Raw genomic sequence first — 22,615 nt, forward strand, 5'->3', positions numbered from 1 at the left:
TCATGCAAAAGGGGGAATAAATAATCAGTTTTTAATAACCAGATTTAGTATAAAAATATATTCTTATGAAAAGCATTGTTTTAATTGTTGGCTTTGAAACCTTTAACACCAATTTATATCGGCAATCGGCCCAGTTAGCTAGTTCTAAATGTCCTGATTTAGAAGTAAAAGTATTTAGCGATAAATCCTTGACTAGCGAACCGGAAATAGTCGAGCAAGCTTTAGCCACTGCCGACGTTTTTTTTGCTAGTTTGATCTTCGATTACGATCAAGTTACTTGGCTGCGGCAACGAGCGGCACAGATTCCGATTCGCTTAGTTTTTGAGTCTGCTTTAGAGTTAATGAGTTTAACCCGTTTGGGAGAATTTGCCATCGGGGATAAACCAAAAGGAATGCCAAAACCAATTCAATTTATCTTGAGTAAATTTTCCAGTGGCAAGGAAGAAGATAAGTTAGCTGGTTATCTCAGTTTCCTTAAAACTGGTCCGAAACTACTGAAATTTATTCCCGCTAAAAAAGTTCAAGATTTGCGTAATTGGTTAATTATTTACGGTTATTGGAATGCGGGAGGAACCGAAAATGTTGCCGCTATGTGTTGGGTAATTGCCCAAAAATATCTAGGATTAAAAGTACAGGAAATACCCGAAGTCATCGAAACTCCCAATAAGGGACTATTACACCCCGATTATCAGGGTTATTTTCTCACTCCCCAAGAATATTTGACTTGGTATAAAAAAAATAAATCCCTTGATAAACCAGTGGTGGCACTGCTGCTTTATCGGAAGCACGTTATCAGTAAACTACCCTATATTAATCAATTAATCCGTCATTTTGAAACGGCTAATTTAATTCCCCTACCCGTGTTTATTAACGGAGTGGAAGGCCATACAATTGTTCGGGATTGGTTAACCACAGACTACGAAATTCAGCAAAGAAAAAAAGGAATCATTGAAACTCCTTCTTTAAGTGAAGATGCGGTGACAGTAGATGCAATTGTCTCGACGATTGGCTTTCCTTTGGTGGGAGGTCCCGCCGGTTCTATGGAAGCAGGAAGACAGGTAGAAGTGGCTAAACGAATTCTGTCTGCTAAAAATATTCCTTACATTATCGCTGCCCCTTTATTGATTCAAGATATTTATTCTTGGACAAGACAGGGAATCGGTGGTTTACAGAGTGTGGTTTTATACGCTTTACCAGAGTTAGATGGGGCAATTGATACAATTCCTCTGGGGGGATTAGTGGGGGAAACTATCTATTTAATCCCCGAAAGATTACAGCGTTTAACTGGACGTTTAAACAGTTGGATTAAGTTACATAAAACCCCTCCCCAAGAACGCAAAATAGCCATCATTCTCTATGGATTTCCCCCGGGTTATGGGGCAGTTGGTACGGCTGCTTTATTAAATGTTCCCCGGAGTTTAGTTAAGTTTTTACAAGCTTTACAAGCGCAGGGTTATAATCTGGGAACGATTCCCGAAGACGGGGAAGAAATTATTCAAAAAGTTAAATTTGCCGATGATGAAAATCTCTCTAAACAAAATCGTTTATCGATAGAAACTTTAGAAAATTGGCTAGGTTATCTATTAACTTCTCGCATCGAAAAAAACTGGAAATCCCTAAAAGATGCGGGTATAAAAACTATTGGCGACCAGTATCATTTAGGGGGAATTGAGTTAGGTAATATCTGGATTGGAGTGCAACCACCTTTAGGAATTGCTGGGGATCCGATGCGGTTAATGTTTGAAAAAGATTTAACTCCTCACCCTCAGTATGCAGCCTTTTATCAGTGGTTACAGAAAGATTTTAAGACCGATGCGCTCGTTCATTTTGGTATGCACGGAACTGTCGAATGGCTGCCCGGTTCACCCCTAGGAAATACCGGTTATTCTTGGTCAGATATTTTATTAGGAGATTTACCGAATTTATATATTTATGCCGCTAATAATCCCTCGGAATCTATCCTAGCTAAACGTCGCGGTTATGGGGTGTTAATTTCCCATAATGTGCCTCCCTACGGACGAGCGGGATTATATAAAGAATTGATGATTTTACGAGATTTGATTGCCGAGTTTCGAGAAAATCCTGAGAAAAATTACGCTTTAAGAGATAGTATCCTGCAAAAGATTATTGATACAGGTATCTCTAAAGATTGTCCTTTTCTGGAAGCAGAAAAACAGGGAATAGAATTCACTTTAGAAAATGCCAAATTATTTAGTCGCTATGCACTAACCGATTATTTTGTCAAGGTGTATAATTACCTACAAATCGTCGAACAAAGACTATTTTCTTCCGGGTTACACACCCTAGGAACTGCTCCCAATCAGGAAGAATTAAAAGGTTATCTTGATGCTTATTTTACCGATTTATCTGAGCGAGAATTTCAGCAAATTATCGCTGACGAAGCAACCAATGAAAAGCTTAAAGAAGGCATTGCTATTAAAAATTTATTAGGACAAAATAGCGAAGAATTAACTAATCTTTTGCGGGGATTAAATGGGGAATATATACCCCCAGCGCCGGGGGGTGATTTACTCCGAGATGGTGCGGGAGTTTTACCCACAGGACGCAATATACACGCTTTAGACCCCTACCGGATGCCTTCCCCGGCAGCCTACACCCGCGGACGAGAAATCGCCAAAAAACTGCTAGAACAAAACCTAACCGAAAAAGGAAAATATCCCGAAACTGTAGCGGTTTTACTCTGGGGATTAGATGTGATTAAAACTAAGGGTGAATCCTTGGGTATTCTCTTAGAATTAGTCGGTGCGGAACCGGTGAAAGAGGGGACAGGAAGAATTGTCAGATATGAATTAAAACCTCTAGGGGAAATTGGACACCCGCGCATCGATATTTTGGCTAATTTATCGGGAATTTTTCGGGATACTTTTATCAATATTATCGAGTTATTGGATGATTTAATGCAGCGGGCAGCCGAGATAGAAGAATCGGAAAATGATAATTATATCCGTAAGCACTATTTAGCCTTAAAAAGTCAGGGTATTGACAATGCCAGCGCTCGTTTATTTTCCAATCCTGCTGGGGATTTTGGCTCTTTAGTTAATGACCAAGTAGTGGAAGGAAATTGGGACAATGACAACGAATTAGCGAAAACTTGGGAAAAGCGTAATGTTTTTAGTTATGGTCGTCAAGATAAGGGACAAGCGCGACCAGAAGTGCTACAACAGTTATTAAAAACCAGTGAAAGTATTATCCAAGAAATTGACTCGGTAGAATACGGTTTAACCGATATTCAGGAATACTACGGCAACACGGGAGGATTAAAATTAGCCGCAGAAAAACAAAGTGGTCAACGGGTGATGACAAGTTTTGTTGAGAGTTTTTCCAATGATACAACTCCCCGCAAATTAGAGGAGGTTTTGCGCTTAGAATACCGCAGTAAATTACTCAATCCTAAATGGGCAAATGCCATGGTTAATCAAGGTTCCGGTGGGGCCTACGAAATCTCCCAAAGAATGACCGCTTTAATTGGTTGGGGTGGTACGGCTAATTTTAGTGACGATTGGGTGTATGATCAGGCAGCCGATACCTACGCTTTTGATGCAGAAATGGCGGAAAAATTGCGTCAAGCTAATCCTGAAGCTTTCCGTAATATTGTCGGTAGAATGTTAGAAGCACAGGGTCGCGGTTTTTGGCAAGCAGACCCCGACAAATTAGAGAAATTACAGGAATTATATCAATTGACCGATGAAAAATTAGAAGGGGTTACTTAGGGTTTGCTGAATAAATCTAAAAACCTTCTTGGATAATATCTTTAGGCTTTTTTGAAATCAACAAGTGCCAGCGATTGGAGTCAGGTACTTTTTCCCCGAAAATTAGGTAATTGACTCCCTGAAAATTGGTAAAACCCCACACCCTACACCCCACACCCCACACCCCACACCCCACACCCTGCCACCAGGAAAAACTTTTTGCCGCAAACCCTACTTAGGGTTTTCATCGCAACAGGGAATCCTGATGATAATCTGATTTCCCTCCTGTTTTACTCAGCAGACGGATATTTTCAATCAGGATTGATTTTTCTAACGCTTTAGCCATATCGTATAAAGTCAAGGCTGCCACAGATACCGCCGTTAAAGCCTCCATTTCTACCCCAGTTTCCGATTTTGTCACCACTTCTGCCCGAATTTCGTAGCCGGGTAACTCTGCTTTCGGGATAATCTGAACATTGATTTTTTGCAGGGGTAAGGGATGGCAAAGGGGAATTAAGGAGGAAGTTTGTTTGGCCGCCATAATTCCCGCTAGTCTGGCCGTCCCTAAAACGTCACCTTTAGGCGCATTTCCCTGTTCTATGGCTTCAAAAGTCGTTTTTAGCATTCTCACTTGTCCTAGGGCGATAGCAGTGCGTTTAGTGGGCATTTTCTCCGATACATCCACCATCCGGGCCTCGCCTTGGCTGTCGAGATGAGATAATTTTTCTTTACCCTCTTGCGTCATTGAATGAACCTGTGCTATAGTAGTTTACTGTTGAGAAAAACAAGGGCTTGTAGCTTAGTGGATTAGAGCGTGTGGCTACGGACCACAAGGTCGGGAGTTCGAGTCTCTCCAAGCCCGTTAGATACAATGGCATATACTACAGGAATTAGGAGCCTATGGTTCCTAATTCCTTTGGTTTTTTACCCCATCTCCCCCAAGTCCCTAATATAGCACAAGTGTATTTATTTTTTCTGCAAGGGGACTGAGGTTAAATTGAAGTAAACCAGAATTCAAAATAAGAAATAGCGTTGAGCCATGGGTAAAACCGTAGCCGGTTCACAGATTAATAATTCGCCGTCAGCACGCACTTCGTAGGTTTCGGGATTAACTTCCATGCGCGGTAAAGCGTCATTAAGCTTCATACTAGCCTTACTGATATTGCGCGTATTCGACACTGCCACGGCGGTTTTTTTCAGCTTTAACTTCTCAGGAATGCCCGCTTTCATAGCATATTTAGAAACAAATGTCAAGGAAGTTTTGGCGATCGCACCACCAAAAGAGGCAAACATGGGACGCATATAAACCGGTTGGGGTGTGGGAATACTGGCATTAGCATCGCCCATTTGCGCCCAGGCGATTAAACCGCCTTTCAGGACAATTTCCGGTTTTACGCCAAAAAATGCCGGTTTCCAGAGAACCAAATCGGCTAATTTGCCCACCTCGATGGAACCGACATAATCGGAGACACCATGGGTAATAGCAGGATTAATCGTATATTTAGCAATATATCGTCTTGCCCGCAGATTATCATTCTCTCCCGTTTCCCCGGTCAGTCTGCCCCGTTGTACCCGCATTTTGTGGGCAGTTTGCCAAGTGCGGATAATTACTTCCCCCACCCGTCCCATAGCTTGAGAATCGGAGGAAATGATGCTAAAAGCCCCTAAATCGTGGAGAATATCCTCGGCGGCAATAGTCTCTCGGCGGATGCGAGATTCGGCAAAGGCCACATCTTCGGGAATACTCCGGTCTAGATGATGACAAACCATCAACATATCGAGGTGTTCCTCTAAGGTATTCGTCGTATAGGGACGGGTGGGATTAGTAGAGGAGGGTAAAACGTTCATTTCCCCGCAAACCCTGATAATATCGGGAGCATGACCACCGCCGGCCCCTTCCGTGTGGTAGGTGTGAATGACGCGATTTTTAAAAGCGGCGATAGTGGCCTCGACAAAACCGGCCTCATTGAGAGTATCGGTATGAATCGCCACCTGCACATCGTACTTATCGGCCACGCTTAAACAGGTATCAATGGCTGCCGGAGTGGTTCCCCAATCTTCATGGAGTTTTAAGCCAATTACCCCCGCTTTTACCTGTTCCGCTAGTCCTTCCGGCTGACTGCTATTGCCTTTACCCAAAAAACCCAAATTCATCGGGAAAGCTTCGGCCGCCTCTAGCATTCGATAGATGTTCCATTCTCCCGGGGTGCAGGTGGTGGCATTAGTTCCCGTTGCAGGTCCGGTCCCACCACCAATCATTGTGGTAATCCCCGACGCAATCGCTGTCTCAATTTGTTGGGGACAGATAAAATGAATATGGGCATCAATCCCCCCTGCTGTCAAAATCATCCCTTCCCCGGCTAATGCCTCGGTAGCAGGACCGATAATAATATCGACATTATCTTGAATGTGGGGATTGCCCGCTTTACCGATTTTATAAATTTTGCCGTCTTTAATGCCCACATCGGCCTTAACGATGCCCCACCAGTCGAGAATTAAGGCATTAGTAATCACTAAATCTACCGCCCCATCTTCCCTAGAAATGGGGGATTGGCCCATACCATCGCGAATTACTTTACCGCCGCCGAATTTTACCTCATCGCCGTAGGTGGTGAAATCTTTTTCGACTTCGATAAATAATTCCGTGTCTGCGAGGCGAACTTTATCTCCGACGGTGGGGCCGTAGGTTTCTGCATAGGTGCGGCGATCAATGCGATAATTCATAGGGGGAATTCTTGAAAATCGAGATCGATTATACGATCGATTTTCCGGCAATTATCGCTTTTTCGGGATTTTCTTCCATTTTTAATCTGGCTCATTTTCCAGGATTTCTTTGGCTTTCAGTAAAGCTTGGTGATGTTCTTCGGTAACGGTGGGATATTTTAAACCAAGGGATTCGAGGGTGTGATAAATAACCGCCCCCACAGCTAAACGAGTAAACCATTTGCGATCAGCCGGGATAATATACCAGGGGGCCCATTCGGTACTGGTATGATTGAATACCTCCTCGTAGGCTTTCATGTAATCACCCCAAAAAGCTCTTTCTTTGACATCATTTTCAGAAAACTTCCAGTTTTTTTCGGGGCGATCAATTCTTTCTAAAAATCGTTTTTTCTGTTCTCCTTTAGAAACATTGAGAAAGAATTTTAGGACAATAACCCCATTGTTAACCAGATATTTTTCAAAATTATTAATCTCCTCAAAACGTCGCTGCCAAACTTTCTTGGTTCTGTCTTCCGGGGGGAGTTTTTGCCGTTCCAATAAATTTTGATGGACGCGCACGACTAATAATTCTTCGTAGTAGGAACGATTAAAAATACCGATACGACCCCGCTCCGGTAAAGCTTTATAATATCGCCAGAGATAATCGTGATCTAGTTCTTCGGCCGAGGGTACTTTAAAGCTAAATACCTGACAGCCTTGGGGATTTAAGCCCGACATAACGTGTCTAATCGTACCATCTTTACCCGCCGCATCCATGGCTTGTAGATTAATTAACAGGGCATAGGTATCCTGGGCATAGAGTTTATCTTGAAACTCGGCCATTTTTTCGATTCCCTGTTGCAGCAGCAGCGTGGCATCTTCTTTGGTGATATAGTCGGGCTTAAACCCAGGATCGTAGTCTTTGTGCAGAGAAATTTCTTTACCCGGTGGCACTATTAAGGATTGTAAAAATGCGTGGCGATCAATTTTGCTGACCATGCTCTTCTCCTTGATTGTTTTGACCCCTAAGATTACATTGTAGCACTTTTGCTCGGAAAATATCTAACTCTTAAACTGGCGAGTCAAAGATGAAGTGGCAGAAATGACCTAGAAACAAGTATATTTAAATACTCGATTTTAAGTAGGTAGGCACAATTATTTGTAGGATGGGTTAGCGGTAGCGTAACCCATGCGGGCGTTGGGTTTCATGCTTCAACCCAACCTACGTTCATTTTATATTTAATTCCACCCACCTACTTATCAGCGTATCCCAAGCCAGATTTAAAAAATCAATGCCAGAGGATTTAAAATCATCTCCAGTCGGTACATCTATAATCATAATTTTTCGTACTCACTTTTATCATTTCATTTAAGGCGATTTATTGGTAAATGAGATTGTGTGGCTTTTCATCCCGCTCAAAATGATAGCGAACTTTTTTATTGTGTGGCTTGTACCCGAACTAAACTTGACTATACTTTGTGAGCCTCCGCATAAATCCGTAAAGCGGCGGACATTTTTTGTTCACAATCCTCGCCCTGTGATTGAAACCAAGCTAGGGTTTCGGGATCTACTTGAACAAGAACATTTACTTTCTCTACAGGTTTCCACCACCGCGATTTACTAAAAAACTCCTCGGTTAAGGGCGGAATATCGGATGTGTCGATTTCCTCTTCCGTAAGAGCGTCAACTTTCTCCCAATTCGTCTCGGAGGTATTGTTCATATCGTTTTCGTTCATAGGGTAAAGCTTTACGAAGTGAAATAATACGAATTGTATCTCTACTCGGTTCTGTAAAAACGACAACTACCACTCGGCCATCGAGCGTACCGATTCCTATCAATCGATCTTCGCCATAATTTTCTCGTTCGTCAAGGGAAACTCGAATGGGATGTTCAAATATCCGCTGCGCGTCCGCGAAGTCTAGATAGTGCTTGATGATATTCGCTCGGTTCTTTTGTCGATCCCACTCGAATTTCATATTTTTATTTTATCGAGTTGTCATTCCGTATATCGAAAAAAATCCTATAATTGTCGAAAATTCGATCGTTAGAGGGGTCATCTTGATCGAAATCAAAAGAAATCTTTCGCCTCGATCGAAATGACCCATAACCGGTCAACTAACTCAAAACACCAGAAGGAATCCCTAAGATATCCTCAATTTTAGGTAAATCTTCTAGGGGAATTACCCGGCCTTCATCCTCAAAACCAGCGATTTCATTAAAGTTCAAATAGCGGTATAAATCGCCAGCAAAAGGATTAATTTTCTCGGTGACAATTGCCAGGTATTCCTCGACGGTGGGAATGCGTCCCAGCAGCGCACAAACCGCCGCTAATTCGGCGGAACCGAGATAGACTCGCGCATCTTTTCCCATGCGATTATTGAAGTTACGAGTCGAGGTAGAAAATACCGTCGCTCTGTCTTCAACCCGCGCTTGATTACCCATACAAAGGGAACATCCAGGCATCTCGGTACGGGCCCCAGAAGCGGCAAAAATGCCATACATTCCCTCATCGCGCAATTGTTTTTCATCCATGCGGGTGGGGGGACAAATCCACAGTTTAGCCTTAGCAACTCCTGCTCCTTCTAATATCTTAGCGGCGGCGCGATAATGGCCGATATTAGTCATACAAGAACCGATGAACACCTCATCAATTTTATCCCCGGCGCATTCCGACATTAACTTGATATTATCGGGGTCATTGGGTGCAGCAACAATTGGTTCTTTAATCTCGTTTAAGTTGACGGTGATAATATCCGCATATTCGGCATCCTTATCAGCCTCCATCAGGACAGGATTAGCTAACCATTGTTCCATTTTTGCTACCCGACGTAGGATAGTTTTGGCATCACTATAACCCCGGGCCGCCATATTCTTTAACAGGGCCACATTAGAGCGTAAATATTCCGCCACTGTCTCGGTACTTAACTTAATCGTACAACCGGCACAGGAACGTTCCGCCGTGGCATCGGTTAACTCAAAAGCCTGTTCTAATTTCAAATCCGGCAGCCCTTCCATCTCCATAATGCGACCGTTAAAAACATTTTTTTTGTTCTGTTTTTCCACGGTTAATTTGCCTTCTTGGATGGCAACGTAGGGAATAGCATTAACAATATCGCGCAGAGTTACACCTGGTTGTAATTCCCCCGTAAAACGCACTAAAACCGATTCCGGCATATCCAAAGGCATTACTCCCAAAGCGGCGGCAAATGCCACTAAACCCGACCCCGCAGGAAAGGAAATTCCCAAGGGAAAACGAGTATGAGAATCGCCTCCAGTCCCCACCGTATCCGGCAATAACATCCGATTTAACCAGGAGTGAATAATGCCATCTCCCGGACGTAAAGCCACCCCACCCCGGGTAGAGAAAAAGTCCGGTAATTGGTGATGAGTTTGAATATCAACCGGTTTCGGATAGGCTGCCGTGTGACAGAAACTCTGCATGACTAAATCGGCGCTAAAACCTAAACAGGCTAACTCTTTTAACTCGTCTCTGGTCATCGGGCCGGTGGTATCCTGAGACCCTACCGTAGTCATAATCGGGTCACAGGAAGTACCCGGCCGCACCCCGGGTAAACCGCAAGCTTTGCCGACCATTTTTTGCGCTAGGGTGTAACCTTTACCGGTGTCATTAGGCATAGTGGGACGGGTAAATAGGGTACTAGCCTCAAGTCCCAAGGCGTGACGGGTTTTATCGGTGAGACTGCGACCGATTAATAGGGGAATACGACCGCCGGCCCGCACTTCATCCAGAATTGTCTCAGGTTTGAGGCTAAAAGTGCTAATAGTTGCGCCCGCTTCGTTGGTGATTTTGCCTTCGTAGGGATAGATTTTAATCACATCCCCCGTGTTCATTTGGCTAACATCGCATTCAATCGGTAAAGCGCCGGAATCTTCAGCAGTATTAAAGAAGATAGGGGCGATTTTACTGCCTAAAATATAGCCACCAGCACGTTTATTAGGCACAAAGGGAATATCATCGCCAATATGCCAGAGAACCGAGTTAATCGCCGATTTTCGGCTGGAACCAGTCCCGACCACATCCCCCACATAGGCGACCGGATGACCTAATTTTTTCAATTCGGCAATGGTTTCTAAAGACCCCGGTTGACGGGTTTCTAACATTACCAAGGCATGGAGGGGAATATCGGGCCGGGTGGTGGCATGGGGAGCGGGAGATAGGTCATCTGTATTGGTTTCCCCTGGTACTTTGAAAACGGTGACGGTAATTTCTTTAGCAAGTTTCGGTTTAGCGATAAACCAAGCGCCATTGGCCCAAGCATCGATAACCTGTTTAGCGTAGGGATTGGTGTCGGATAATTCCAAAACCTCGTTAAATGCGTCGAATACCAGCAGAGTTTTACTTAAAGCACTGGCAGCGGCGGCGGCGATATTAATATCTCTGGATTTCAGCAGTTCAATCAGAGAATGAACGTTATAACCACCGACCATGGTTCCCAGTAAGCTAACCGCACCCTGGGGGGAGATAACGTTAGATTTTATTTCACCTTTAGCAATTCCTGTTAAAAATCCTGCTTTAACGTAGGCCGCTTCATCAACTCCGGGGGGAACACGGTCACGCAGCAGGGTCAGCAATTCTCCCTTGAGTTCTTCGGACGGATTTTTGAGTATTTCGCATAATTCCGCCGTTTGTTGAGCATTGAGGGGAAGGGGAGGGATACCTAATTTCGCTCGGTCGGCAACGTGTTGGTGATACGCTTCTAACATAGGTCTATTGTCTCCTAGTCTTCACTTGTGACGGTTTCTTCCTAGGTTACTGGATTTTTGCTAGTCTCGGAATTTCTAGGTTAGCGAGAGATGACTTTATTGTGTGACTTCCATAAAATGAGAAAATAGCGATCGATTGACTATATTGAGGCTTAGATAATGGCTATCACCGATTCTGATCTAGATTTAGCACAATATATCGACCATTCTCTCCTCATCCCCACCGCCACCAGGGAACAATTAGAGGCTTACTGTCAACAGGCTGATCAATATCATTTTCCCACCGTCTGCGTTTATCCCGCTGCCGTTAAGCAAGCGGTGCAGTTACTCCACGGCAAAAAAACTTTAGTTTCTACCGTGATTGGTTTTCCCGCAGGGGCCACTACCTCCGCAGTTAAACGTTATGAGGCTTTAGAAGCCGTAGATAATGGTGCTAAGGAGTTAGATGTGGTTATTAATCTCGGTTGGCTAAAAGATGGGAAATCCGAGGAATTATTCCAAGAAATTGCTAGTATTTGTCAGGAAACCGGCCAGACGGTAAAAGCGATTCTGGAAACCTCGCAACTAACGGACACCGAGAAACGTTTAGCGGCGGAGATTTGCATGGATGCAGGAGTGAGTTATCTAAAAACCAGTACCGGCTGGTTTGGAGGTGCAACGGTTAGCGATGTCAAGTTTCTCAAGGAAATTAGCAAAGGCCGGGTAGGAATTAAAGCATCCGGCGGAATTCGCACCCTAGAACAAGCGATCGCTCTTATCCGGGCCGGGGCCACTCGTCTGGGGACTTCTCGCGGTGTCGATTTAGTCCGTCAGCAAAAAGCTGCTTTTGAGGAGTAATACTAAATCCTGTTTAAAAGGTATAGGAAAGTGGGGTGTGGGGTGTGAGGTGTGAGGTGTGGGGTGTGGGGGGAGGTGGAAATTATAAATTATGAATTATGAATTATGAATTGGGGTGTGGGGTGTGGGGAAGTGGGGAGAATAAATAAAAAATAATCTCCTGAATCCTGACTCCTTAATCCTGAATCCTGACTCCTTAATCCTGAATCCTGTCTCCTGACAGCTAAAATGATGACTGACAATATAGATAAAAATAAGGAGGTTTATTTGCCGATAATTCGCTGTGGTAATCGAGAATTTAGAGATATTCAAGGGATTGTTTTTGATAAGGACGGTACGCTAGAGGATTCGCGGGCTTTCTGGTACGATCGAGCTATAGCCCGGATACAAGCCATTGAATCGCAAATCCCTGGTTTAGAGTCTTTATTAACTAAAACTTTCGGTATTGGGGCAAATAGTCTCAATCCTGCCGGTTTAATGGCAGTGGGCAGCCGCAGAGATAATCATATCGCCGCTGCCGGTTGTATTGCTTCCACCGGCCGGGATTGGTTAACGGCTATTGCGATCGCAAAAGCATCCTTTCAAGCGGCCGATGAAAAGGTTCCCCCCCGCTTAAATCCCCTCTATCCCCAATGTTTAGAAGTAATTCGTTATCTGCACGCGGCCGGTTTACAATTGGCGATTCTTTCCTCCGATACCACAGCACGAGTGGAGCAATTTGTCAAGGAAAATGGCCTATTAAATTATATTAAAATTGCCCAGGGCTGCGATCGAGGTTTAAGTAAACCCGATCCCCTATTATTGCAAGAAACCTGTCAAGCTTTGGGGACCGCAGTGGACAAAACCCTGATGGTGGGGGACACTAGGGCCGATTGGGAAATGGCTAAACAGGCAAAATCAGCAGCTGCGATCGCAATTAGTTGGCAACCAGAAAACCATCAAGATTTACAATTAGCTGATGTGGTCATTAGAGAACTTACTGCCATCTCGGTTATCAGTTATGATTTTAGCTGTTAGGAAACAGGAGTCAGGATTCAGGAATCAGGATTCAGGATTCAGGATTCAGGAGATAGGAGATAGGAGTCAGGAGACTATTTTTATTTGTTTTCCCTGCTCCCTTCTCCCCACTCCCCACTCCCCACTTCATAATTCATAATTTATAATTCATAATTTCCACTTCCCCCCACTACCCCACTACTCTCTCCCCAATTCCTAATTCCCTCTATGCTAACAATTGCCTTACCGAAGGGTGCTTTACTAAACGAAAGTATCCAAATATTTCAAAAGATTGGCTTAGATTTTAGTGCCTTTCTTGACTCAAAAAATCGCCAACTACAGATTACCGACCCCACTAACCAAGCGAAAGCGTTATTAGTCAGAGCCACAGATGTACCAGTTTATGTAGAATACGGTCAGGCACAATTAGGCATCGCCGGTTATGATGTTTTATTAGAAAAATCTCCCGATGTGGCTAATTTAATTGACCTAAAATTTGGTTACTGTCGGATGTCGGTAGCTGTCCCTGCTGATAGTCCCTATCAAAGTCCTCTAGACATTCCCCATCACGGTAAAGTCGCCTCAAAATTTGTCAATTGTGCTAAGGATTATTTTCGTCGTTTAGATATTCCCGTCGAGATTATACCTCTCTATGGTTCCGTAGAATTAGGCCCGATTACGGGGATGTCAGAAGCGATAGTTGACCTAGTTTCCACCGGTCGAACTTTACGCGAAAATGGTTTAGTAGAAATTGCCGAATTATTTGCTAGTAGCGCTCGATTAATCGCCCATCCCCTCAGCTATCGACTAAATCGTGATCAGATTTATAACTGGGTAGAAAAGCTCAGAGAACCAACTACATCAATGGCAAAAGTTTAAGTAAAATATAGGTTAGTTTGGGGCAGTATTTCCCGCTAACCTAATTATTTTAAGAGCAAACCAATAAGCGCACCAGCAAGAATTAACCAAGTAGAATTAACCTGAAAACGTAGTAAAAGAATAGCGGAGACAAGAGATAAAATGATAGCCAATAAATTAAAAGGTAAATTCCCGTAGGGTTGTAACCAAGTAGCTAGAGCTAAATTAAAAATAACTGCTACCATTAAAGCCACAGCACTAGCATTAATTGCATCTAAAAAAGCACCCGCCCAAGCCGATTTTCTCAGCTTAGGAATAAGAGGATTAAGTAATAAAACAAAGATAAAAGAAGGAAAAAAAATCGCTAGAGTCGCCACAATTGCCCCCGATACTCCTAATATTTGATAACCGATAAAAGTGGCTGTGGATAACACTGGACCGGGGGTAAATTGACCCACAGCAATAGCATCTAATAATTGTTGCTGGGTTAACCATCCTCTCCCCTGCACTAAATCCGCTTCTAAAAAGGCAACTAACACATAACCACTACCAAATAAAACACTACCCACCTTGAGGAAAAATAGCCCTAATCCTGTTAATGTTGGTGGGATATTGCTAGGAGTAGCAACCGCCGTCGCACCGCCTATTCCTGCCACAATCAGGGGAAAAGTAGCGAATTTTTTTAGGATAAACATCCCGATAATTCCCCCTAACAGTAAAGCGATAACTTCATTTAAACCTAAGATTAATAATCCGATAACTCCCAATCCGATGAAGAATAATTGACGGGTTTTCAGTGCCTTTTTACCTAAGCGCCAGAGTGCCTGAAAAATCACCGCAATTACCACCGGTTTAATCCCCGCAAAAATCGGAGCCACATCCGGTAAAGTCCCGTAGGTAGTATAAATCCAAGCTAGAAAACCCGTAATTAACACCGCAGGAGTAATAAAACAAACCCCCGTGATTATTAAACCCGCTAAACCACCAAAAATATAACCGATATGAATGGCCATTTCCGTGGAATTAGGACCGGGAATCAGATTAGTGGCCCCCACCAAATCGAGAAATCGCTCCTTAGTCATCCAACCGCGACGCTTAACCACTTCTTCCTCCATTAAAGCGATATGGGCAGCCGGACCACCAAAACCGATAATGCCGATTTTGAGAAATAAAAGGGCAAGTTGCGAGAGATTGGGAGGCGATGAAGTCAGCATTTTCTGATTACCAATAGTTTTTCTAGAATTAAGTTTATATCCAAAAGAATAGGCTTAAGCTAAATTCTTAGCTAAATTTTGTCAATTCCATAATTGCAAAAGTGTTTTATACAAACTCAATCATAAGTATTTAATGCTCCCGTTCAAGTAAATTTGATACAAAAAAAGTTAAGAAAAGTTTATAAATAATATTGATTAATTTGTCTATAATGAACCCCATTAATGCCAACTGAAACCCATCACCACCCCCCTTATTAAGGGGGGCAAGGGGGGATCAAGGGGGGATTAAGGGGGGCAAGGGGGGATTAATTAGAACCCCTTAGTCAACAAACCATAAACAATAATCAATTATCAGAATCGATGCTAATCTATGCAAAAAAACTCTATGGACAGCTTGCCGCCCAAGACTAACCAGTTTTCAGATACCCAAGAGCCGGCAGCGAGTCCATCTCAGCGCCAAGCAGTGCCGGTCAATTATGAGTACAGCCTCAATCTGCCGGAATTACTCAACCAGCTTGACCTCTCAGTGTTGATTTCCACCTACCAAGCGGGAAGAGTGGCCAGCATTGGCACTTATCAAGGACAAATGCGGGTGAGTTTCGCCCATTTTGACCAAGCGATGGGTTTAACCCGAACTGCTACCGGAATTGCTGTGGGCGCTCGTCAGGCAATTTGGCATTTACCCGCTAATCGAGAGATTGCCCCCCAGATTAAACCAGAAGGAGAACAGGATATCGCTTTTTTGGCCCGCTCTTCTCACCTCACCGGCCCGATTATGGGTCATGATTTGGCCTTTGGCAGTAATCGCCTTTGGGTGGTCAATACCCTATTTAACTGTCTGGCAACCATCGAAGGAAATTGGAGTTTTCTCCCCCAGTGGAAACCGCCCTTTATTACCGAGTTAGTCCCCGGAGACCGCTGCCACCTCAATGGCTTGGCTATGGCTGAAAATAGCGGCACTCCCGCCTATGTGACGGCATTGGGGGAAACCAACGAGGAAAGCCTCTGGCGAGAGAATAAGGCCCAAGGGGGATGCTTAATTGATGTGCCGAGGGGAGAGGTGATTCTGCGGGGTTTAGCTATGCCCCATTCTCCCCGTCTTTACCAGGGTAATCTCTATTTTCTCAATTCCGGTTATGGAACCTTGAACCGTTGGCATCCCCAAACTGGCAGCACAGAAATCATCGCCGAATTGCCCGGTTTTACCCGGGGTTTGGACTGTTGGGAAGGTCACGCCTTTGTCGGGTTGTCCCAAGTACGGGAAACGGCGGTTTTTGGCGGTTTACCCCTGGATGAGCGGCGTAATCAATTGCGGTGCGGGTTGGCTATTGTCAACCTGGCTACCAGTCAACTGGTGGCAACTTTTTGGTTCAATAGCGGCGTGGAGGAGGTTTTTGCCGTCTCCGTCCTACCGGGCTACCGCAACCCGGCACTGATTGGACCAGATACCGACCTCGACGGCACTCAATCGGTGTGGATGGTGCCTTCTTTGGCGACTTAATTGTTTAATTTTTACTCTTTATTCAGGAAAAAATCATGTCAACTCCTTTTTTAGTTAAAGATATCTTCCCCGGTTTAGGTAGCTCCTCCCCCGGCAGTCTGACGGCATTATATAGTTTGACCAATAAATGTTAGAACAAAGATGTAGATGTAGGTTGCTCTAATGGGAAGTTTTGTGACGACAAGTAGCATTGATGATATTTATGGGGAATAATAGATTTAGATGAGTGCCTAACTTTCCAGTTGGTAGCGACTTGCCATGAACCCAACAACCGCCAATTATGATGAACCCTGGAAAGAAGCATTAAGCGAGTATTTTGAAGCGTTTTTATACTTCTTCTTTCCTGAAGTTCACCAACTAATTGATTGGACAAAAACTCCCGAATCTCTAGAAAAAGAACTCAAACGGATTACCGCTTCAGCAAAGACAAAAAAACGTTTCGCTGACAAACTCTATAAAGTCTGGTTACTGAGTGGTGAAGAAGTCTGGATTTTGATTCATATTGAAATTCAAAGTCAATACGAAGAAAATTTCCCTCAGAGGATGTATATTTATAACTATCGGGCCTTTGATTTGTATCAGAAACCAGTTATCAGTCTCGCTATATTAGGGGATGAACGAGTAAATTGGCGACCAGATTCCTATAATTATACCATTGCTGGTTGTGAAGTCAGGCTCAAATTCCCAACAGTCAAATTACTGGACTACGAGGAAAGCTGGTCAGAACTAGAAACAAGTAGCAATCCCTTTGCTATAATAGTCATGGCACACCTGAAAACAAAAGCGACTACTGGGAAGCTGCCAGAACGGGAACAGTGGAAGTGGAGGTTAATCAGGGGATTATATGAAAAGGAGTTCGAGAGGGAACAGATAATTAAACTGTTTGAAATCATCGACAATATGATGACGTTATCCCCTGAATTGCAGTCAAGTTTAGAGAGTAAAATTAAACAATTTGAGGAGGAAAGAACCATGCCTTTAGTAAGTAATATGGAGTTACGAGGGATAGAACGCGGTAAGGAAATTGGTAAGGAAATTGGAGCGTTAGAAAAGGCTCGTAACTATGTTAAAACGGTGCTGAAAACGCGATTGGGTGATATTCCAATAGAAATTGAGCAAGCTGTTGATAAAATTTCTGTATTATCGATTTTAGACGAGTTACTGAAATCGGCATTAACCGTTAATTCTTTTGATGAGTTGCATCAACTTTTAGAACAATAGTCTCAGTAATTTTCTTCTCCAATGAACCAAACAACAGCCAATTATGATGAACCCTGGAAAGAAGCATTAAGCGAGTATTTTGAAGCGTTTTTATACTTCTTCTTTCCTGAAGTTCACCAACTAATTGATTGGACAAAAACTCCCGAATCTCTAGAAAAAGAACTCAAACGGATTACCGCTTCAGCAAAGACAAAAAAACGTTTCGCTGACAAACTCTATAAAGTCTGGTTACTGAGTGGTGAAGAAGTCTGGATTTTGATTCATATTGAAATTCAAAGTCAATACGAAGAAAATTTCCCTCAGAGGATGTATATTTATAACTATCGGGCCTTTGATTTGTATCAGAAACCAGTTATCAGTCTCGCTATATTAGGGGATGAACGAGTAAATTGGCGACCAGATTCCTATAATTATACCATTGCTGGTTGTGAAGTCAGGCTCAAATTCCCAACAGTCAAATTACTGGACTACGAGGAAAGCTGGTCAGAACTAGAAACAAGTAGCAATCCCTTTGCTATAATAGTCATGGCACACCTGAAAACAAAAGCGACTACTGGGAAGCTGCCAGAACGGGAACAGTGGAAGTGGAAGTTAATCAGGGGATTATATGAAAAGGAGTTCGAGAGGGAACAGATAATTAAACTGTTTGAAATCATCGACAATATGATGACTTTATCCACTGAATTGCAGTCAAGTTTAGAAAGTAAAATCAAACAATTTGAGGAGGAAAGAACCATGCCTTTAATGAGTAATATGGAGTTACGAGGAAGGAAAATTGGTGAGGAAATTGGGGAGTTACGAGGGATAGAACGCGGTAAGGAAATTGGTAAGGAAATTGGTAAGGAAATTGGGGTGCTAGAAAAAAGCCGCGATGACATAAAAACAGTTTTAACTGTGCGGTTTGGAGAGATTTCTTCAGAAATTGAAGAGATAATCGGCAAAATGACTAACCCTACTATCTTAGAAGAGCTACTAAAATTAGCAGCTACCGCTAATTCTCTCGCAGAATTTAAGCAGTCTTTGGCTAAAATCAATAACTGAGAAAACGGGTTTCTTAGAAAACGGGTTTCTTTGAGAAACCCGTTTTCTGTAAATTTTTGTTATATCCCCCTTGAAAAATTCGGGATTCTTTGCACAAAATAGTCGAAGTCATCCTTTGCGGTTAATGTCATGACTTCTACCCTCTTGCCGAGCCTTGCTGCTGTTGACGATGTTTTGTTCAATTTTGCTCAATCTGATGGCTTGAGTCAAGCTAATCAGGTGGATAGTGCGAGAAATCAGCGTTTAACCGCTACCGTAGTTTTCCTCGATGCTGGTGTTAGCGATTATCAAAGTCTCCAAGCTGGAGTAATTCCAGAAGTCGCCACGGTTATTCTCTCTCCCAATCAAGACGGAATCGAACAAATATCCGCTTTTTTACAACAAAATCCCCAGATTACCACCATTCACCTGGTTTCCCATGGTGCGCCGGGGTGCTTATATTTAGGGAATTGTCAACTTAATTTAACAAATATTTACGATTACCGCCAACAGTTACAGAATTGGGCAAAGATTAATCATATCCTACTGTACGGTTGTCAGGTCGCGGCGGGAGATGCCGGGACAGAGTTTATTAATAAATTGTCCCAAATTACTGGGGCAAAAATAGCGGCTTCCAGCAGACGGGTAGGAAATGCCGCCTTAGGAGGAAGTTGGGAGTTAGAGGTGAGTTTACCCGCGATAAAGGGAGAGAATCAAACCTTTGTTGAAACCTTAGATTTGTCGGAGTTGCAGACATCTGGGGTTTTTCAGCCGGATATACTCAACACTTATCAGGGAGTATTTGCCCTCACATTAGTAGGAGTATGGGATAGATTAAGCAATGCCAATGCGGTAACAATAGTTGGTAACTATGCTTATGCTGTGGGGGACACTCTGGAGATTATTGATATTAGTAATCCCAGTAACCCGATTTTCAAGGGGAATTATGATAATACTTCTGGCTTTGCTTTTGATGTACAAATAGTCGGTAACTATGCTTATGTCGCTGATTGGAATTCAGGACTGCAAATCATCGACATCAGCAACCCTACAACTCCCACTCTCAAGGGTAATTATAATACTTCTGGCTATGCTGTAGGTGTACAAGTAGTCGGTAACTATGCTTATGTAGCTGCTGATAACCTGCAAATCATCGACATCAGCAACCCAACAAACCCCACTCTCAAGGGTAATTATGATACTTCTGGCTATGCTTGGGATGTACAAGTAGTCGGTAACTATGCTTATGTTGCTGATTGGGATTCAGGACTACAAATCATCGACATCAGCAACCCGACAAATCCTACTTTCAAGGGTAATTATAATACTTCTGGCTATGCTCGGGATGTAGAAGTAGTCGGTAACTATGCTTATGTAGCTGATGATACTTCAGGACTGCAAATCATCGACATCAGCAACCCGACAAATCCCACCTTTAAGGGGAATTATAATACTCCTGGCAGTGCTGAGGGTGTTCAAGTAGTCGGTAACTATGCTTATGTAGCTGATTGGAATTCAGGACTGCAAATCATCGACATCAGCAACCCAACAAACCCCACTCTCAAGGGTAATTATGATACTTCTGGCGGTGCTGAGGATGTACAAATAGTCGGTAACTATGCTTATGTAGCTGATTCTTGGTCAGGACTGCAAATCATCAACATCAGCAACCCATCAACCCCCACCTTTAAGGGTAATTATGATCCTTCTGGCCAGGCTGAGGGTGTACAAGTAGTCGGTAACTATGCCTATGTAGCTGATGGAAGTTCAGGACTGCAAATCATCGACATTAGCAACCCAACAAACCCCACTCTCAAGGGTAATTATGATACTTTTGGATATGCTGAGGGTTTACGAATAGTCGGTAACTATGCTTATGTAGCTGATGGTTGGTCAGGACTGCAAATCATCGACATCAGCAACCCAACAACCCCCACCTTTAAGGGTAATTATGATACTTCTGGCTATGCTTGGGATGTACAAGTAGTCGGTAACTATGCTTATGTTGCTGATTGGGATTCAGGACTACAAATCATCGACATCAGCAACCCGACAAATCCTACTTTCAAGGGTAATTATAATACTTCTGGCTATGCTAATGATGTACAAGTAGTCGGTAACTATGCTTATGTAGCTGATGGAAATTCAGGGCTGCAAATCATCGACATCAGCAACCCGACAAATCCCATCTTCAAAAGTAATTATAAGACTTCTGGCGACGCTATAGATGTACAAATAGTCGGTAACTATGCTTATATAGCTGATTGGGGCTCAGGACTGCAAATCATCGACATCAGCAACCCAACAAACCCCACTCTCAAGGGTAATTATAATACTTCTGGCTATGCTAATGATGTACAAATAGTCGGCAACTATGCTTATGTCGCTGATAGTGATTCAGGATTGCAAATTATCGACATCAGCAACCCGACAAACCCCACTCTCAAGGGTAATTATGATACTTTTGGCCAGGCTAGGGATGTACAAGTAGTCGGTAACTATGCATATCTAGCTGATGAGGATGGTGGTTTAAAGATTATTGATGTGAGTGAGTTTACCAATGCACAAACTGTTACTCTTGCTATTTCTCCCAGCAGTGTTAGTGAAGATGGGACAGCTAATATGGCCTATACCTTCACTCGTAGCGGAGTAACCACTAATGCTTTAACGGTTAACTATACAGTCGGGGGGACAGCGACATTTAGTACAGATTACACCCAAAGCGGTGCAGCAACTTTCACCATTACCACCGGGACAGTGACTTTCGCTGCTAATTCAACCACTGCTAAAGTCACAATAGACCCCACTGCTGACACAACTGTTGAAGATGATGAAACCGTCATTTTAACCCTTGCTGCGGGGACAGGTTATACAGTAGGGACCACCACTCCAGTGACGGGGACGATTAATAATGACGATGTTGCTTTTACCATTGCCGCCGCCAGCAGCAGTCGAACCGAGGGCAACAGTGGCAGCAAAGCCTTTACCTTCACCGTCACTCGTTCTGGCAATACCACCGGAACCAATAACATCACTTGGGCAGTTACCGGCACGGGAACCAATCCCGCCAACGCTGCCGATTTTGTTGGGGGATTGTTACCCAGTGGGGTGGTGAGTTTTGCCCCGGGGGAAACCAGTAAAGTGATTACTGTTAATGTCCAGGGAGATACAACAGTAGAACCGAACGAAAACTTTACTGTCACCCTCTCCAATCCCACCAACGGAGCTACTCTCGGCACTCCATCTACGGCAACGGTGACGATTGTTGACGACGACGGCTCCGTTCCTTTTTTAGTAGATATCCGTCCCGGTGCCTTTAGCTCCTACCCCAAAAATCTGACGGCAGTGGGCAGTACCCTGTACTTCATCGCCGATGACGACGTTAACGGTTATGAATTATGGAAGAGCGACGGCACGGTAGCTGGTACAGTTGCGGTGGCCGACATCCGCTCCCCCTACTCTCTGACGGCAATGGGCAACACCCTGTTCTTTACTGCCCGTGACGGCCTTAACGGTACTGAATTATGGAAGAGCAACGGCACGGCGGCGGGTACAGTTCTGGTCAAAGATATCCGCCCTGGTTCTTCAGGCTCCTTCCCCCGCTATCTAACGGCAGTGGGCAACACCCTGTTCTTCAATGCCTATGACGACGTTAACGGTCGGGAATTGTGGAAAAGCGACGGCACGGCGGCCGGCACGGTTCTGGTCAAGGATATCAACCCCGGTGGCTTTTGGTCCTACCCCCGCAATCTAACGGCAGTGGGCAGTACCCTGTTCTTCAATGCCTATGACGACGTGAACGGTCGGGAATTGTGGAAAAGCGACGGC

Annotated in this window: 15 protein-coding genes and 1 tRNA gene; 9 read left to right on the forward strand and 7 right to left on the reverse strand. The window is 43.8% G+C overall.

The genetic code is table 11. The features are described from left to right. The first annotated feature begins 65 nt into the window (after positions 1-65). A complete protein-coding gene (gene bchH, locus N0824_RS09100) occupies positions 66-3,731 on the forward strand; it encodes a magnesium chelatase subunit H (protein WP_108936522.1) in 3,666 nt (1,221 codons plus the stop codon). Between the two features lie 223 nt (positions 3,732-3,954). Here the strand turns inward: bchH and moaC are convergent, their stop codons facing one another. Next, entirely contained in the window at positions 3,955-4,455 is a 501-nt protein-coding gene (moaC, locus tag N0824_RS09105) for a cyclic pyranopterin monophosphate synthase MoaC (RefSeq protein ID WP_108936523.1), read from the reverse strand. Positions 4,456-4,498: 43 nt separating this feature from the next. On the opposite strand from moaC, the gene N0824_RS09110 reads away from it, so the two are divergent. Then, a tRNA-Arg gene (locus tag N0824_RS09110) sits at positions 4,499-4,572 on the forward strand. 152 nt (positions 4,573-4,724) lie between these two features. Here N0824_RS09110 and ureC read toward each other — a convergent pair. The 5 genes from ureC to acnB form a co-directional block, all read right to left on the reverse strand. Further along, the gene (gene ureC, locus N0824_RS09115; RefSeq protein ID WP_002735350.1) at positions 4,725-6,434 is read right to left on the reverse strand and encodes an urease subunit alpha; all 1,710 of its coding nucleotides are present in this window, start codon (positions 6,432-6,434) and stop codon (positions 4,725-4,727) included. A gap of 81 nt (positions 6,435-6,515) precedes the next feature. Next, entirely contained in the window at positions 6,516-7,412 is an 897-nt protein-coding gene (locus N0824_RS09120; protein ID WP_108936524.1) for a polyphosphate kinase 2 family protein, read from the reverse strand. A gap of 471 nt (positions 7,413-7,883) precedes the next feature. After that, the gene (locus N0824_RS09125; protein WP_002746336.1) at positions 7,884-8,150 is read right to left on the reverse strand and encodes a BrnA antitoxin family protein; all 267 of its coding nucleotides are present in this window, start codon (positions 8,148-8,150) and stop codon (positions 7,884-7,886) included. Further along, positions 8,098-8,391 (reverse strand): BrnT family toxin, encoded by a 294-nt coding sequence (locus tag N0824_RS09130; protein ID WP_108936525.1) that lies wholly within the window; start codon positions 8,389-8,391, stop codon positions 8,098-8,100. Before N0824_RS09130 ends, N0824_RS09125 begins: the two co-directional genes overlap by 53 nt. A 139-nt stretch (positions 8,392-8,530) precedes the next feature. Beyond that, positions 8,531-11,140, reverse strand: a complete 2,610-nt coding sequence (gene acnB / locus N0824_RS09135) for a bifunctional aconitate hydratase 2/2-methylisocitrate dehydratase (RefSeq protein ID WP_108936526.1) — start codon at positions 11,138-11,140, stop codon at positions 8,531-8,533. A 159-nt stretch (positions 11,141-11,299) separates the two neighbouring features. Between acnB and deoC the strand changes: the two genes are divergently transcribed. The 3 genes from deoC (at position 11,300) to hisG (ending at position 13,852) form a co-directional block, all read left to right on the forward strand. Beyond that, positions 11,300-11,977 (forward strand): deoxyribose-phosphate aldolase, encoded by a 678-nt coding sequence (gene deoC / locus N0824_RS09140; RefSeq protein ID WP_108936527.1) that lies wholly within the window; start codon positions 11,300-11,302, stop codon positions 11,975-11,977. A gap of 228 nt (positions 11,978-12,205) precedes the next feature. Further along, on the forward strand, positions 12,206-12,994 hold the full coding sequence (locus tag N0824_RS09150; protein WP_108936528.1) for an HAD family hydrolase: 789 nt from the start codon (positions 12,206-12,208) through the stop codon (positions 12,992-12,994). A 207-nt stretch (positions 12,995-13,201) separates the two neighbouring features. After that, positions 13,202-13,852 (forward strand): ATP phosphoribosyltransferase, encoded by a 651-nt coding sequence (gene hisG / locus N0824_RS09155; protein ID WP_108936529.1) that lies wholly within the window; start codon positions 13,202-13,204, stop codon positions 13,850-13,852. Between the two features lie 44 nt (positions 13,853-13,896). Here the strand turns inward: hisG and chrA are convergent, their stop codons facing one another. Next, a complete protein-coding gene (gene chrA / locus N0824_RS09160; protein WP_108936530.1) occupies positions 13,897-15,045 on the reverse strand; it encodes a chromate efflux transporter in 1,149 nt (382 codons plus the stop codon). A gap of 385 nt (positions 15,046-15,430) precedes the next feature. On the opposite strand from chrA, the gene N0824_RS09165 reads away from it, so the two are divergent. The 4 genes from N0824_RS09165 to N0824_RS21300 all read left to right on the forward strand — a co-directional run. Then, complete coding sequence (locus tag N0824_RS09165) at positions 15,431-16,546, forward strand: TIGR03032 family protein (protein WP_108936536.1); 1,116 nt, start codon at positions 15,431-15,433, stop codon at positions 16,544-16,546. Positions 16,547-16,804: 258 nt separating this feature from the next. Beyond that, positions 16,805-17,767 (forward strand): Rpn family recombination-promoting nuclease/putative transposase, encoded by a 963-nt coding sequence (locus tag N0824_RS09170; protein ID WP_108936531.1) that lies wholly within the window; start codon positions 16,805-16,807, stop codon positions 17,765-17,767. A 21-nt stretch (positions 17,768-17,788) separates the two neighbouring features. Continuing rightward, on the forward strand, positions 17,789-18,808 hold the full coding sequence (locus N0824_RS09175) for a hypothetical protein (protein ID WP_108936532.1): 1,020 nt from the start codon (positions 17,789-17,791) through the stop codon (positions 18,806-18,808). A gap of 129 nt (positions 18,809-18,937) precedes the next feature. Next, on the forward strand, positions 18,938-22,615 hold a 3,678-nt coding region (locus N0824_RS21300), incomplete at its 3' end, for an ELWxxDGT repeat protein (RefSeq protein ID WP_233256395.1).

The sequence above is a fragment of the Microcystis sp. 0824 genome (assembly GCF_003112475.1).
GTDB classification, from domain to species: Bacteria; Cyanobacteriota; Cyanobacteriia; order Cyanobacteriales; family Microcystaceae; genus Microcystis; species Microcystis aeruginosa_C.

Bases quoted from the DNA above. Each gene is read 5' to 3' on its own strand.
- bchH (WP_108936522.1), top strand. From the start codon at position 66: ATGAAAAGCATTGTTTTAATTGTTGGCTTTGAAACCTTTAACACCAAT.
- moaC (WP_108936523.1), bottom strand. From the start codon at position 4,455: ATGACGCAAGAGGGTAAAGAAAAATTATCTCATCTCGACAGCCAAGGC.
- ureC (WP_002735350.1), bottom strand. From the start codon at position 6,434: ATGAATTATCGCATTGATCGCCGCACCTATGCAGAAACCTACGGCCCC.
- N0824_RS09120 (WP_108936524.1), bottom strand. From the start codon at position 7,412: ATGGTCAGCAAAATTGATCGCCACGCATTTTTACAATCCTTAATAGTG.
- N0824_RS09125 (WP_002746336.1), bottom strand. From the start codon at position 8,150: ATGAACGAAAACGATATGAACAATACCTCCGAGACGAATTGGGAGAAA.
- N0824_RS09130 (WP_108936525.1), bottom strand. From the start codon at position 8,391: ATGAAATTCGAGTGGGATCGACAAAAGAACCGAGCGAATATCATCAAG.
- acnB (WP_108936526.1), bottom strand. From the start codon at position 11,140: ATGTTAGAAGCGTATCACCAACACGTTGCCGACCGAGCGAAATTAGGT.
- deoC (WP_108936527.1), top strand. From the start codon at position 11,300: ATGGCTATCACCGATTCTGATCTAGATTTAGCACAATATATCGACCAT.
- N0824_RS09150 (WP_108936528.1), top strand. From the start codon at position 12,206: ATGATGACTGACAATATAGATAAAAATAAGGAGGTTTATTTGCCGATA.
- hisG (WP_108936529.1), top strand. From the start codon at position 13,202: ATGCTAACAATTGCCTTACCGAAGGGTGCTTTACTAAACGAAAGTATC.
- chrA (WP_108936530.1), bottom strand. From the start codon at position 15,045: ATGCTGACTTCATCGCCTCCCAATCTCTCGCAACTTGCCCTTTTATTT.
- N0824_RS09165 (WP_108936536.1), top strand. From the start codon at position 15,431: ATGGACAGCTTGCCGCCCAAGACTAACCAGTTTTCAGATACCCAAGAG.
- N0824_RS09170 (WP_108936531.1), top strand. From the start codon at position 16,805: ATGAACCCAACAACCGCCAATTATGATGAACCCTGGAAAGAAGCATTA.
- N0824_RS09175 (WP_108936532.1), top strand. From the start codon at position 17,789: ATGAACCAAACAACAGCCAATTATGATGAACCCTGGAAAGAAGCATTA.